Source organism: Arthrobacter sp. P4_F10 (assembly GCF_056401435.1).
On the sequence record NZ_JBFUJJ010000018.1, the window covers coordinates 16,922 to 30,833 of the forward strand.

At 66.9% G+C, this 13,912-nt stretch carries 12 protein-coding genes; 4 read left to right on the forward strand and 8 right to left on the reverse strand.

Going from position 1 to position 13,912, the window contains the following annotated elements:
- Positions 1-23: 23 nt before the first annotated feature.
- Together AC1DR1_RS16415 and AC1DR1_RS16420 are read right to left on the reverse strand one after the other, a co-directional pair.
- Complete coding sequence (locus AC1DR1_RS16415; RefSeq protein WP_476992904.1) at positions 24-539, reverse strand: hypothetical protein; 516 nt, start codon at positions 537-539, stop codon at positions 24-26.
- Positions 540-611: 72 nt separating this feature from the next.
- Entirely contained in the window at positions 612-923 is a 312-nt protein-coding gene (locus tag AC1DR1_RS16420; protein ID WP_229995298.1) for a hypothetical protein, read from the reverse strand.
- An 80-nt stretch (positions 924-1,003) separates the two neighbouring features.
- Between AC1DR1_RS16420 and AC1DR1_RS16425 the strand changes: the two genes are divergently transcribed.
- Positions 1,004-1,852: an alpha/beta fold hydrolase gene (locus AC1DR1_RS16425; protein WP_229995299.1), complete on the forward strand. Its 849-nt coding sequence runs from the start codon at positions 1,004-1,006 to the stop codon at positions 1,850-1,852.
- A gap of 60 nt (positions 1,853-1,912) precedes the next feature.
- On the opposite strand, the gene AC1DR1_RS16430 is transcribed toward AC1DR1_RS16425, so the two are convergent.
- Positions 1,913-3,019: a DUF3616 domain-containing protein gene (locus AC1DR1_RS16430; RefSeq protein WP_229995300.1), complete on the reverse strand. Its 1,107-nt coding sequence runs from the start codon at positions 3,017-3,019 to the stop codon at positions 1,913-1,915.
- A 247-nt stretch (positions 3,020-3,266) separates the two neighbouring features.
- On the opposite strand from AC1DR1_RS16430, the gene AC1DR1_RS16435 reads away from it, so the two are divergent.
- The gene (locus AC1DR1_RS16435) at positions 3,267-3,605 is read left to right on the forward strand and encodes an Ig-like domain-containing domain (protein ID WP_229995301.1); all 339 of its coding nucleotides are present in this window, start codon (positions 3,267-3,269) and stop codon (positions 3,603-3,605) included.
- A gap of 152 nt (positions 3,606-3,757) precedes the next feature.
- Here AC1DR1_RS16435 and AC1DR1_RS16440 read toward each other — a convergent pair whose 3' ends face one another.
- The 4 genes from AC1DR1_RS16440 to AC1DR1_RS16455 all read right to left on the reverse strand — a co-directional run bounded on the left by AC1DR1_RS16440 (position 3,758) and on the right by AC1DR1_RS16455 (position 9,961).
- On the reverse strand, positions 3,758-5,743 hold the full coding sequence (locus tag AC1DR1_RS16440; RefSeq protein ID WP_476992905.1) for an aconitate hydratase: 1,986 nt from the start codon (positions 5,741-5,743) through the stop codon (positions 3,758-3,760).
- A 384-nt stretch (positions 5,744-6,127) separates the two neighbouring features.
- Positions 6,128-7,189, reverse strand: a complete 1,062-nt coding sequence (locus tag AC1DR1_RS16445) for a hypothetical protein (protein WP_229995303.1) — start codon at positions 7,187-7,189, stop codon at positions 6,128-6,130.
- Between the two features lie 118 nt (positions 7,190-7,307).
- Positions 7,308-8,507: a thiolase family protein gene (locus tag AC1DR1_RS16450; RefSeq protein WP_476992906.1), complete on the reverse strand. Its 1,200-nt coding sequence runs from the start codon at positions 8,505-8,507 to the stop codon at positions 7,308-7,310.
- 32 nt (positions 8,508-8,539) lie between these two features.
- On the reverse strand, positions 8,540-9,961 hold the full coding sequence (locus AC1DR1_RS16455; protein ID WP_356815817.1) for an NAD-dependent succinate-semialdehyde dehydrogenase: 1,422 nt from the start codon (positions 9,959-9,961) through the stop codon (positions 8,540-8,542).
- A 181-nt stretch (positions 9,962-10,142) separates the two neighbouring features.
- Here AC1DR1_RS16455 and AC1DR1_RS16460 point away from each other — a divergent pair, with 181 nt between their 5' ends.
- Both AC1DR1_RS16460 and AC1DR1_RS16465 read left to right on the forward strand, forming a co-directional pair.
- On the forward strand, positions 10,143-10,904 hold the full coding sequence (locus AC1DR1_RS16460) for an enoyl-CoA hydratase/isomerase family protein (protein ID WP_476992907.1): 762 nt from the start codon (positions 10,143-10,145) through the stop codon (positions 10,902-10,904).
- The gene (locus AC1DR1_RS16465) at positions 10,901-11,785 is read left to right on the forward strand and encodes a 3-hydroxyacyl-CoA dehydrogenase family protein (RefSeq protein ID WP_476992908.1); all 885 of its coding nucleotides are present in this window, start codon (positions 10,901-10,903) and stop codon (positions 11,783-11,785) included. Before AC1DR1_RS16460 ends, AC1DR1_RS16465 begins: the two co-directional genes overlap by 4 nt.
- A 138-nt stretch (positions 11,786-11,923) precedes the next feature.
- On the opposite strand, the gene AC1DR1_RS16470 is transcribed toward AC1DR1_RS16465, so the two are convergent.
- Entirely contained in the window at positions 11,924-13,681 is a 1,758-nt protein-coding gene (locus AC1DR1_RS16470; RefSeq protein WP_476992909.1) for an HNH endonuclease signature motif containing protein, read from the reverse strand.
- Between the last annotated feature and the right edge of the window lie 231 nt (positions 13,682-13,912).

Here is a 13,912-nt window from a genome sequence, read left to right on the forward strand (position 1 = left end):
CGAGCCGAAGCGGCCCGGCCTGCTCAGCTGCCCTGGTTCGTGTAGAACGACCGACGGCGGGCGTACTCATGGACCCGGTCCAGGGTCGCGATCTGTTCGCGTGCCTTCGTGGCCAGTCCGTCGAACCTGGCCCCGTCCAGTCCCAGATCGCCGGAGAGGTCGTGCAGCGTCTGCCACAGCCCCAGTTTTCCCATGACCGCCGACCGCATGAGCTCGGACTCCAGCACCAGCGTCGTCGGCGAGCGGCTCACTACGCGCCCGTTGAGCTTGAGTCGGCCGGCACGCTCGGCGACCCACGCCGCCGCCCGCCGCGGAGTTCGCCGCGGCAAGCCAAAATCCCCCACCAGTCCGCGTACATACTCCCGCTCTTCCCGGATCTGGGTGGCGAGCGCCGCAAGTTCGGTGTGGAAGGGAGTGTCCGTGAAGGCGCGCGCCATGCGCTCTATGCGGCCCTGCCCCGCTGTGGCCCCCGCGAGGTGGTCCGAAAGGTAGAGTCCGAACAATTTCTTATCGACTGCGCCGGAAATCTGGAGTGCCATGGAAGCTCCACTCTGATGGAAGAGTTGCTTGGGAATCACCACCCTACAGGAGCCTCCAACACGCCCAGAAGGTTATCGGGGCTCGGACTCGTCGCGGGCCGGTGACCGCAGTGACCCGGCGTCCGGGTCCATGGCCACGAGACCGGTATCGTCCACCACTTCCGTCAGCTCCTGCGCGACGTCCGGCTTCAGCCAGGACGCCACCACGCTGACCCCGCCGCCGTCGTCGCGGTCAATCACGACGTCGATCTCGGAGGCGGCAGCCCCCATGCGCAACAGCTGTTCGCGATAGGACGCCTCCAGGGCAATCAGGCTTTCCTCGGTCCACTCCCCCGGCCGCATCCTCGTTGAGATTTCGACCGGTTCAGGCTGATACAGCGTCATGAAAGTCCTTCCCTTGGGGTTCGCGGTGGCAGACTTTGTCCACCGGTGCAGTACCAATGAGGAGGATCCCTGTGGCCCACATGGCTGAGGCCCTTTTGCACGACGGCACGGCAATACCCATCCTGGTGAGCGGCGACGGCCGTGCGCTGCTCATCCCTGCGGATTTGAGGCCGCGTTCCGCGTCGGAAGCCCAGACAATGCTCGAGTGGGGCGCGGACCCTGAACTCGGGCCGAACCTTGTGTCGGCTCTCTCGCAGTCTTATCGGGTAATCGCGGCCGACTACGAGGGGCACCGGATGGCGCACCCTGCGCCGGATACCCTCACCCCGGAGAACGTCGCCGCCGATTTCCTGGCTATCGCTGATGCGGCACACGCCGAAACCTTCGGATACTACGGTTACTCCTGGCTGGCCCTGTGCGGTTTGCAGTTGGCGATCCGCACAAATCGACTCTGGGCGCTCATCATGGGCGGATTCCCACCGCTCGAAGGCCCTTACAAAAGCATGCTGGCGGTGACGCAGGCGGCCCACGCGGCGGCTGCCAGATCCTCGGAACATCCCCCGGCGGTGAACCTCCCAGTGGAACCCGGCGACTGGGATGCCGCCACAATACAGACCAACGAAGCACAAACCCGCCAGTTCCTCACGCTCTACGAAGCGCTCCAAGACTTCGACGATTCAACTGTTGGCGTGGCGCCGGATCTGCCGCGGCTTGCGTTCGCCGGCTCCGCCGATCAAATCGTTTACGGACCGCGCTGGGGAGACGTGACGGTGCGAATCGGCGAACCTCTTGCTGCCCACGAGCGCGAGCTCATCGAGGCCGGGTGGGACGTGCAAGTACTCCCCGCACTCGATCACCTGAGCGCGATGCACAGCGACGTCGTCGTTCCTCTCCTGCAGGCCTGGCTCGGAACAGTGGGCCGGGAGTAGAAGTGGGCAGCGGGCAATAGGAAGGCCCTCAACCCCGCGGCACCGTGGCGGCGCTGGTCCCTACTTGCTGAGCCGGAAGATATCGGCCTTGATCCCATGGCGTCCTGTCTTGCGCTTTCCGGCCGGCGACCCATACAACACCAACGCCGACCTGCCGTCGTCGAGAACGGCGATCCCCTCGGCATGGTCCTCGCCCTCACCGAACGGCACGTCAAATTCGCACTGCAAGTCGTCCTTCGGCAGGACAGCCTCGGCCTGCGACGTCAGCGCGTCCCGCCAGCGAAACACGGCCGCGCGCCCGTCGAGCTCCATGGTGGGTCCCGCCAACACGAGCAGGTCCTCCCCGTGACGGCACAGATCCCGCACGCCCAAGCCATGCAGGCGAAGGAAGTGCTTGCGGTAGCGACGATTCCCGGGACCGATCGGCTGCGGCTCCAGGCCGGCCCCGTCACCAACCTGGAGCTCTATGATCATCGCCCACCCGCGCAGCACCGGCCCGCGCAGACCGATGAACACCCGGTCGCCCGCTACGGCGAGGCCCTCGCAGTCAATGCCGTTGTCCTTGCCCGGGATCGGGCGACCGGTCTTCGAGGACTGGATGAAGCTTCCAAGGTGTGGGTCATCGGCCAGGAGATCCACCAAGTCCGCGCCCCGGCCGAGGCCCAGCACGGCGGGGCGCTGCTGCTGACCCATCGGGCTGCCACCCGGATCGAGGAGAACCTCATCGGGATCTAGCAGGGTCTTAGTCGAAAGCCGGGCCAACACCCGACGGCGCTGGCTGACCTCCACCGTCGCCAGGGATCTCTGCGCCTCCGCGGGGGTGGAGTTGTTCTTGACCTGTTTGCGGGCCGAACTGTGCGATCCGACCAGCCACAGCGTGTCACGCTCGACATCGAGTCCTTCGATGTCCAACTCGCCCTTGTCTCCAGGCAGCTCAAGGACCTGGGTGAGATCGAAGCTGCGATGGGCGCGAGCCTGGTCACCGTCCTCCAGCGTGAGCCGCTCGAGACTGGTCGTCTCATCATTGGCGACCCAAAGGTGGGGCCCCTGGCGGGCGACGGCAGACAACCCATCGCGGAGGTCAGCCTTCGGATCGAGGGTGCTGCGCTGATCGAGTACGAGGGTGATGTCGCCGGAAGGCTCGTCCGGCCGCGGCCATCCGCTCACCGCGGATCACCCATCCTCGTCAGCAGCAGTCGGTCCCACAATTGAGCTCCCATGCTTCATCACGTCACCATCATCATCCACCCGGCGGGCGGGCGAGGCCACAGCACCCCGCCACCCGGAATACCGGACACCCCTGGTACGGGCTGGTACCGTCTGGCCCGATGTCGGGCCCAAGATTTCTCCAAGTCTCCGCCCGTAGCGTCCTGTGCAACTCGACGGGCTGAACGTCTGCGTCAGGGGCATGCCTGTGCGCACACGGGGAATCAATCCCCTTCAGCCCGCACCTGCGGACGGATCGAAGCTCGCCCGAACTGCGAATATCACGGCAACCTTCAGCGAAGCCGTCGCCGGCACCAGTACCGGTAACCACTTCGACTTGCGCAACGCCACCACGAACGCCATGATCCCGGTTGAGGCGTTCTCCTACAACGCCGTTACGCGGGTAGCCACGCTGAACCCGAACGATACGCTGGCCGCCAACACCAAGTACACCGCCACGCTGACCAACGGTTTGTATGGCGGCATCCTCGACGCTGGCGGCAATCCCCTCCAGACCACTCGTTGGAGCTTCACCACCGGCCCGTAACGCGCGGCCGCAGGATGAAGTCACGGCCAGCGAGCACAGTGCTCCCTAGCCAGCGGGGTTCTTAAAAGGCAACTCCCCTGAGGAGCTTCAACCGGCCCGGATACCCCGGAGGGCAGCTCCTGCCGCCGTTCGCAGCGATGGCAGCCGGGCACTCACGCGCTAGGCCGGGCCGCGGCGTCCCGCGCTCTCCGTTCACGCAGCCAGGGGATGAGGCCACCGGCCAGGAGCATGTCCACCTGACGATTGGAGAGGCTGTGCCGCACAGGGTAGACCTCGCCGCGGGTCTCGTTCTGGACCAGGATCTCCGTGCCTGTGACGAGGGCGTCATGTATGCCTGTCAGCAGGAGCACATCGCCTTGTTCGATACGGTCGTGATCGGCGGGATTCGTGAACTCGAGTGCGAGGACGCCGAAATTGGCCAAGTTCTGCCAGTGGATCCGCGCGAACGAGACGGCCACCACTGCACGCAGCCCGAGGAAGCGCGGAGTGATCGCTGCATGTTCCCGTGAGGATCCCTGGCCGTAGTTGGTGCCGCCGACCAGGATGTGGCCTGTCGAGTCGCGGGTTCGTGCGGCGCGGGCGGCGTAGGTGGGGTCGACCTGGTCGAAGGTGAATTCGGCGAGTTTGGGGATGTTGCTGCGGTAGGGCAGAACGCGCGCTCCGGCCGGCAGAATCTCATCCGTCGAGACATCGTTGCCCACAACCAAGGCGACTGGCGCCTCGATACGGTCGGCGAGGGGACCGAAGACCGGAAGCGAGGAGATGTTGTCGCCCTTGACCAGTTCCACTTTGCCGGCTTCCTCCGGCGCCAACGGACTCTCCAGCATTGACAGGTTCACGCTCGACACCCCGGGAAGTTCGATCTCGGGATATTCGAGGTCGAAGAGCTCTGTCAGGTCCCGCGGATCGGTGACAACTCCGGTGAGTGCGGCCGCGGCGGYCGTCTCCGGTGAGCACAGGTAGACCGAATCCTCCTTCGTGCCTGAACGGCCGGGAAAGTTGCGGGGCATCGTGCGCAGGCTGTTGCTTCCGTTCGCGGGGGCCTGGCCCATACCGATACAGCCCATGCATCCGGTCTGATGCAGCCGGGCTCCGGCGCTGATCAGATCAAACGTGGCCCCCATCTTGGTGAGGTCCTGCAGGACCTGTCGGGAACTCGGATTGACGTCGAAAGACAGTCCGGGGTGGCACTGCCGCCCCTTCGTGATTGCGGCGACCATTGCGAAGTCGCGCAGGCCCGGGTTCGCTGAGGACCCAATCACCACCTGCGCCACTGCCCTGCCTGCGACCTCCCGCACCGGAACGACGTTGCCGGGCGAGCTGGGCAGGGCGATGAGCGGCTCGATCGTGGCGAGGTCGACCTCTTCGGTCACGTCGTAGGTGGCATCGGAATCGGCGAGGAGTTCGGTGAAGTCGCCCTCGCGCTGTTCGGAGCGCAGGAAGGCCCGGACCTGGTCGTCGGCCGGGAAGACCGTGCTCGTCGCACCGAGTTCGGCGCCCATATTGGCAATCACGTGCCGGTCCATCGCACTCAGCGTGGCGAGGCCGGGACCGTAGTACTCGATGATCCGGTCTCTGCCGCCCTTCACGCCGTGCCGGCGCAGCATTTCGAGAATGACGTCTTTGGCGCTGGTCCACGGTGGCAGCTTGCCGGTAAGCCTCACGCCCCAGATCTCCGGCATCTTCAGGTAGAGCGGCTCCCCCGCGATTGCCAGGGCTACCTCGGTCCCGCCGACCCCGATTGCCAGCATCCCCAGTGAACCTGCGGCCGGGGTATGGCTGTCGGAGCCGACCATGGTTTTGCCCGGGACGCCGAACCGCTGCATATGAGTCGGGTGGGAGACTCCGTTTCCGGCCTTCGAGAACCACAGGCCAAACCGGCGGCAGGCCGAGCGGAGAAAATCATGGTCCTCCGCATTCCTGCTGTCGGCCTGCAACAGGTTGTGGTCCACGTACTGCACGGACACTTCTGTTTGTGCCTGGTCGAGACCGAGGGCCTCCAGTTCAAGCATGACCAGCGTCCCGGTCGCGTCCTGGGTGAGGGTCTGATCGATATGCAAACCAATCTCAGACCCGGGCGTCATCTCTCCGGCGACCAGGTGGGATGCGATGAGCTTTTGGGCCACGTTGTAGGCCACGGCGGGCTTCCTTACTCGATGGCGAGGCCGGACGCATCCGTCGGCAACTAACCGGCCACCGGGCACTCTCCCTTATCCCCAAAATAGCCCACTCCGGGCGCCGGGAACAGTAGAGATCAGGCGCCCCTGGCAGGGAAGCCCGGGCGGTACAGGCACGCTAGGGAAACGTTAAGACTTTCTCGGTCCGGCCCACGCGCCGGTATCCCGAGGTAGCGTGAAGGGTGCGTCGTCCCTGCAGAGTCCCCCAACGATGCAGGGGCGGCGCCTCGCACCCCGGCCGGTTCGGCATTCGTGCTCAACTGCGCTACGCCTGTCGCCGGCCGCTGCCCCGTCTGCCAGTCATCGCAGCGCTGCCGGCCCCGGGGCCGCTGCCGCGTATGTCAGTCATCGCAGCGCTGCCGGCCCCGGGACGCTTCTGGTGTTCCAAGAGCTGAGGAAGGCCAGGGCCGCAGCCAATCCCGCACTGAGCACAACGGCTCCCAGCCACATCGACACGGGCCATTGAATCGATGACGCCAGGGCGATGCCGGCCAGTTGGCCCGTCCAGATAAGTGCCGCCAGTATTGCGGTGACCGCAGGCAACCGGCGTCTCAGCCACGGCCCCGCCCGTAGGGCCAGCAGCAGGTCCGCCACGACCGCGATTATCGTGGCCCCGGCCGCACCGGCGACCGCTGCCGGGCGCAGCCCCGACATGGCCAGGGGCAGCCACGCCACCACGGCGACCAGGATGGTGGCTATGCCGTAAGGCGGCCGTCGGGCCCCGGAGAGGGTGTAGAGGAAGGGGGCGATGATCAGCGCTGTGGTCACCAGATAGCTGGCCAGTCCGAGGGCCGGGGGCAGCTCAGCCTGGGTGTGCCCGGGGCTCCCGATCGGCGTCTGTAGATATGGGACGGCCGGCGGGGTCCGGACGAAGGCCGAGCAGTAGATCAGGAAGAAGGAGCCCAGTCCGGTCAGCAGGGCGAGCGACAGTACCGCAGGCGGCGACCATTTGAAGGCCTCTGAGCCGCTGGCGGCCCGCGCACTACGGATACCTGTGCCGAGGATGAGGAAGAGGCTGAACCCCAGCAGCAAGTGTGTGGGGCTCACCAGAGCATCGAGGGAGACTTCGATGCCCAGGATCTCGTGCCAGGCCAGATCCAGAACGCCGGCGACTGCGAAGAGGGCGAGTCCGATCACCGTGCCCTGGTAGCCCGCCGGAACCGCCCGGGTCAACGGCCTCCCGGGCTGACGGTTCCTCCAGATCACGCTTGCCGTCCACGCGGCGGTGGCCACGAGGCCCGAATAGAGCGCCGCGTGCCAGGGAGTGAAAAAGGTTTCCAGCCCGGGAACGTGCATGTGGGCCCAGCCGTCCAGGAAGACGGCCAGGAGGAGCCAGATGCCCAGCAGTTCCGTCACAAGATCGTTCCGCGCCCCTGCCCGGAGAGTCCGTGCTGCCGTGTCAACCATGGTCTCTCTCCTCGCACTCAACGTGCCTCCCCAGGCTGCCGGGGCGGCCCGTATCTTGCTCCGGCCGAATGGTTAAAGCTTGGACCTCCCGGTGTCCAACCGCCAGTGCCGGAACGGCTCAGCCCTTGACTCCAGAAGTTACGTTTTCGAGCACGACGGCGAGGCCCTGGCCGACGCCGATGCAGATCGCGGCGACGCCCCAGCGCTGCCCGGAGGCCTGCAGGGACCGGGCCAGGGTGCCGAGGATGCGTCCGCCGGAGGCGCCGAGCGGGTGGCCCATGGCGATCGCGCCGCCGTGCCGGTTCACGATTCCGGGGTCGATGCCCCAGGCGTTGATGCAGGCCAGGGACTGCGCGGCGAAGGCCTCGTTCAGTTCGACGGCGCCGACCTGGTCCCAGCCGATGCCGGCCTTGGCGAGGGCCTTGTTCGCGGCCTCCACGGGGGCGTAGCCGAAGTACTGCGGGTCGTTGGCGTGCGCGCCGCGCCCGGCGATCCGGGCCAGCGGGTCCATGCCCAGGATCCCGGCAGCAGCCTCGGAGCCGAGCCAGGCCGCGGAGGCGCCGTCGGAGAGCGGGGAGGCGTTCCCGGCTGTGACCGTGCCGTTCTCGGCCCGGAACACGGTCTTGAGCCCGGCGAGCTTCTGGGCCGAGGACCCGGCCCGGATGCCCTCGTCGCGGACCAGGTCCGTGCCCGGGACCGGGGCGACGAGGTTGTCGTAGAAGCCCTCGTCCCACGCTGCGGCGGCGAGGTTGTGCGAGCCGGCGGCGAATTCGTCCTGCTGCTCGCGGGTCACGCCGTACTTTTCGGCCAGCCGTTCGGTGGCCTCGCCCAGGGAGATGGTCCACTCCGTCGGCATGGCCTGGTTCACCAGCCGCCAGCCCAGCGTGGTGGAGGCCAGGGTGAGGTCCCCGGCCGGGTACGGTTTCTCGGTCTTGGGCAGCACCCAGGGGGCGCGGGACATCGATTCGGCGCCGCCGATCAGCATGAGCTCGGCGTCGCCGGTGTTGATCTGCCGGGACGCGATGATCGCCGCGTCCAGCGAGGACCCGCAGAGCCGGTTGACCGTGGTGCCCGGGACCGAGACCGGCAGCCCGGCCAGCAGGGTGCCCATCCGGGCGATGTTGCGGTTTTCCTCCCCGGCGCCGTTGGCGTTGCCGAACACCACCTCGTCGATCCGCTCCACGTCCAGCCCCGGGGCGCGCTTCACCGCTTCCCGGATCACGTGCGCGGCAAGATCATCCGGCCGGACCCCGGCCAGGCCCGAACCGAACTTCCCGAACGGGGTCCGGACGGCGTCGTACACAAAAGCCTGATTCATATTTCCTCGTATTCCTTCTCGCCGTCGTCGGCCTAAGCAGCCGGGATCCGGATGAGCTTTTTGTTGGCGAATTCGTTGATGCCGTATTGCGCCAGTTCACGGCCGACGCCGGAACGCTTCACCCCGCCAAAGGGAAGGTCAGCGGCACTGCGGCTGATGCTGTTGATCCAGACCATTCCGGTCTCCAGTTGTTCGGCAAGCCGCTGGGCGGCCTCAACATCGGTGGTGAAGATGGAGCTGGAGAGGCCGAAGGGCGAGTCGTTGGCCAGGTCAACGGCAGCTTCGGGAGAGTCCACCCGGTAGACCACGGCGGCGGGGCCGAAGATCTCTTCCGAATAGGCCCGCATTTCCGGCGTCACACCAGTGAGGACTGTTGCGGGGTAGTAAGCGCCTGATCCGTTGGGGGCGCCCCCACCCGTGACGGCAGTCGCGCCCTTGGAAACTGCATCCTGGACCAGCTCGGCGATTTCGTCGACGGAGGCCCGGGATGACAGCGGCCCGAAGGTCGTCTGCGCATCGGTCGGATCGCCCGGCGCGATCTTGGACATGGCGTCGGTGTAGCGGCGCAGGAACTCGTCGTAAATGTCACCGACAATGATGAAGCGCTTGGACGCTGTGCAGGCCTGGCCGCCGTTGTACATCCGACCGGCCACTGCTCCGGCCACGGCCTTGTCCAAATCAGCATCCGGCAGCACGATGAACGGGTCAGAGCCGCCAAGCTCCAGCACATACTTCTTCAGATGGCGGCCGGCAATTTCCGCGACGGCGGATCCGGCCTTCTCGGACCCTGTCAGGGAGACGCCCTGCACCCGCGGGTCGGCGATCATGGTGGCAATCTGGCCGCTTGTGGCAAACGCGTTGATATAGACATCGCTCGGAAGCCCGGCGTCGCGGAAGACAGCCTCGATGGCCAGTGCCGACTGCGGGCAGTTGCGTGAGTGCTTGAGGACCACGGTGTTCCCCAGCACGATGTTGGGTGCGGCGAAACGGGCGACCTGGTAGTAGGGGAAGTTCCACGGCATGATCCCGACCAGCGGTCCGATCGGTTCGGTGCGGACGACGGCCGAGCCGGGTCCGCTGATCTCCAACGGTTCATCGCGGAGGAAGCGCTCGGCGTTGTCTGCGTAGTAGGCGTAGATCGAGGCCACGAGGGCAACCTCGCCGCGCGCTTCGGCGATCGGCTTGCCCATCTCCAGGGTCAGCAGGGCGGCGAGTTCTTCGGATCGTTCACGGTGCAGTTCCGCGACGCGGCTCAACACTGCGGCCCGTTCGGCCAGCGGCGTTGAGCGCCAGTTACGGTATTCAGTGAAGGAGCGCTTGAGTACGTCCTGCACTTCCTCGTCGGTGAGTGTCGGGAACTCGGCAACGCGTTCTCCGGTTGCCGGGTTGATGGTCGCGTAGTTGCTCATGATCCGGAACTCTTTCTGCAGGTACGTCCTTGTCTTAGCAATCACGATCCCAGCTTCCGGCTATGCAGTCCAATACTTATTAACCGCATGATCAATGTGATTTATGGATCAATGGCAGTCGGCCTCGGGCGCTCACGCCTCAACTCCACATCTATTAGTTTTCCGCAATAATTGAGCACTCATTAGGTATTGGACGCTGAGTAATCAGCGGTGCCATGGTGGGCTAGTGAAGACGATCAAGATCCACGACGCCGGCGCGACCGTCCATGTCGAACTCAACAGGCCAGAAGTCCGCAACGCCATAGACCAGCTCATGGTGAACGAGTTGCACACCTTATGCGCGGATTTGGAGCGGAATCCCAAAATCCTCATCCTCTCCGGGGCGCAACTCCCCTCCGGCGGCATCTTTGCTTCCGGTGCGGACATCGCCCAACTCCGGGAACGGCGCCGTAATGATGCCCTGGCCGGCATCAATTCCGGTCTCTTCCAGCGAATCTCCAGGCTGCCAATGCCTGTGATCGCTGCGATTGACGGCTTTGCGCTCGGCGGCGGCGCTGAACTTGCTTACGCGGCAGACTTCCGGATCGCCACACCGCGGGCAAAGATCGGCAATCCCGAAACCGGGCTCGGCATCCTCGCTGCCGCAGGCGCCGGCTGGCGCCTCGTGGAACTCGTGGGCGAGCCCCTGGCCAAGGAAATACTGCTCACCGGGAAAGTGCTCGACGGCGCAGAGGCGATGGCTGTCCGGCTCGTCACCGAGCTGCATGAACCAGACCAGCTGATCCCCGCAGCCTTCGCCCTCGCGGCCCGGATCGCGTCCCAGGATCCGCTCGCGGTCCGCCTCACCAAGAGTGTCCTCCATGCACCAAGATCCGCACACCCGGCCATTGACGAACTCGCCCAAGGCATCCTCTTTGAATCAGAGGCAAAGTTTGAGCGGATGCAGGCATTTCTGGACCGAAAAAAACACAAAGGAACCAGCACATGACCATTTCCACTTCCACGTCACAACCAGAATCCCCGGGCGTTCCTAAGAACGTAGGCGTCCTCGGCGGAGGCCGGATGGGTGCCGGCATCGCGCACGCCTTCCTTGTCGCCGGAGCGGCGGTGACCGTCGTCGAACGTGATGCTTCAGCCGCCGCAGCTGCCCGCGACCGCGTCACCGGCACACTGGCCAAAGCCATTGAGAGGGCTGCCGTCACCGAAGATCTTGACTCGCTCCTCAGCAGGTTTGCGGTCTCGACGGACGCCGTCGACTTCGGCAGCGCGGGCCTTGTTGTCGAAGCCGTTCCCGAGGACTTCAAGCTCAAGCAGGACGCGTTGCTCAATGCTGAGCGCAACCTTGGCGCGGATGCCTGGATTGCCACCAACACGTCCTCGCTGTCCGTCGCGCGGCTGGCCGCCTCACTGCGCGGGCCGGAGCGGCTCTGCGGGCTGCACTTCTTCAATCCGGTCCCGGCGTCAACGCTGGTGGAAGTCGTCCTTGGCCCACAGTCCGCCCCTGAACTCGCGGACGCCGCTACCAACTGGGTGCGCGGGCTGGGTAAGACCCCAATAGTGGTCAACGACGCACCCGGCTTCGCGAGCTCGCGTCTGGGCGTTGCACTGGCACTGGAAGCCATGCGAATGCTGGAAGACGGGGTGGCAAGTGCCCAGGATATCGACGCCGCCATGGAACTCGGCTACCGGCACGCATCCGGACCACTGCGCACCACGGACATCGTGGGCCTGGACGTCCGCCTCGGAATCTCCGAATACTTGCACGAAACGCTCGGCGAACGGTTCGCCCCACCACGGATCCTCCGCGAGATGGTGGCGCGAGGCGAGCTCGGACGCAAGTCCGGCAAGGGGTTCTACGACTACTCCTGAACTGCCTGGGTCAGGTACTGGATGGCGGCCAGCGATTCTCGCTGGCCGCCATCCTGCTCAACAGAGCAGTCGCGGCTGCGGCGTCCTTCGCGCGACGAATCGCTGACTCTCAGCACCAGGCACCACACAACTCGTCACTCAGACGCATTGAAGTAGGCCGGATTCCGGGGAGGGGCTGCCCCGGGGTACTGACCAGCCCGGATTGTCCGTGTCCACCGACGGTAGTGGGTGCGCGGCGGTGAATTGGTGCCATTCCGGGAAGGGGTCCGGGGGCAGGTCCGGTTCGGGATCCCGGTCGGGTTCCCGGCCGGGATCCTGGCCGGTTTCCTGGCCAGGGTCCCCGGTGAATGCCGGGTCCGGACGAAGTCCTGGGCCCGTGGGCAGGCTGCGGTCCGGGAGCGTGTCTGCGGCCGGGATATTGCGTGGCCAGYGGGGYGGTTCCCAGTCCTGGTGCTCGCTGGGGTAGTGCCGGCCGGACGGTGAAATCCAGCCCGGCGGGTGGTCCTTGCCGGCCCGGGTGGGTTGCCAGGCGGAGCCGTGTTTGAGCCGGTGRTGYCTGGGGCAGGGYTGGCCCAGGTTGGAGATGCCGGTGGTGCCGCCGTCGGCCCAGGCCAGGAGGTGGTCTGCCTCGTTGTCCAGGGAGTGGTTGCCGCAGCCGGGGAACGGGCMYYKGCCGTCGCGGAGCCGGAGCCAGTGGCGCTGGGCCTTCGTCAGACGGTAGCTGSTCCGGCCGATTTCCAGCGGGGCGCCGTCRCGGGGGTCGGTCAGGACCCGGTAGAAGGAGTCCGCGCCGCCGGTGATCAGGCGGCGGGCCATGGACGGCGGGATCGGCCCGTACCCGTCCAGGRYGGCCGGTTCCTCGCCGGCGCCCAGGAGCGACAGGACCGGGACGGTGATCAGCACCTGCGCCCGCGGCGACGGCACACCACCCCCGGCCSCACCCCCGCCCAGGCCGGCCGCGCCGTCGGSCATTCCGCCGGTTCCGCCCAGGCCGGTGCCGCCGYCGGCCATTTCGTTGGTGAGGAGCCAGGTGGCGGCGACGTCGGCGCGGAGCTGGGAGAGGTTCCGGGCCTCGTCCGGGCCCTGGAGGGCGCGGGCGGCGGCGGTGGTCCGTTCCCAGATCCCSGCGGCGGTGTCGGCCGGGAGRTAGGCCGARAGCCAGGCCATGCCGTCCCGGTCCGGGGCGAAATCGACCCGCCGGTCCGCGGCGCTCTTGGCGTGGCGCTGTTCGATGCTGACCGGGTGGTGGCGTTCRCGCCAGGTGCGTGCCTTGGCCCGGAACCGGGACGGGATGAGGTCCCCGGCCGGGCAGCCGCGGGCCGGGCTGGGCGCGCCGGGGTCCAGGAAGTGCGCCTCCAGCCCGGCCGCTGCGGCCGGTTCCAGGCCGGAGGTTTCCTCGACGATGATCCGGGCGTGCTGCCAGGAGATCGTCCCGGCCTGCAGCGCSGCCAGGGCCAGCGGCAGCGCCGTGGTCAGCGCCAGGGAATCGGACAGGAGGGCGCCGGCGGTCCGTTCGCTGACGGTCAGGACACAGGCGACCTCGGCGACCATGGCCATGGCATGGGCCGTGCGTTCGGGCGGGGACGCCGCCGGCGGCGCCAGCGCCCCGGTGGCCCGCGCGTAGTCCGCGGCCAGCCGCACCTTCAGCGCCGCGGTCCGGGCCTCCAGCCGGGCCGCCTCGGCSAGCCCGTCCAGGCAACCGTCCGCCACGCTCCGCAGCGGATCGGCRTCRCKCASSGGGTCGGCGCCGGGCGGATCGGAGCGGTCCGCGCCGGCCCCGATCAGGCCAGCAAGCGCGGCAGCGGACGCGGCGACGGCCTCCACGGCCGCCCTGCTCTCCGCACTCCATGCTGTCCTGCTGTGAGCTGTCCTGCTGTGAGCTGTCCTGCTGTCCATACCCACAGCATCTCAGGACGCACCGACATTTTAGAGGCAGTTGCTTGGGATGCCGCATGACCTCTGATCTGCGGTGACAGCCATGCCCGGGCAGGGATTTTGACCGGCGCTGTGGTCGCCGTGGTGCCTGCAACCGGGTCTACTGCGGGCCTGTTCGTGCAAGCCTGGAACTCGCCCTCCCGTCCATCAAGGCTCAGGCCGGCGCTGCGGGCTGAGGTGCGTGCCCAGCAG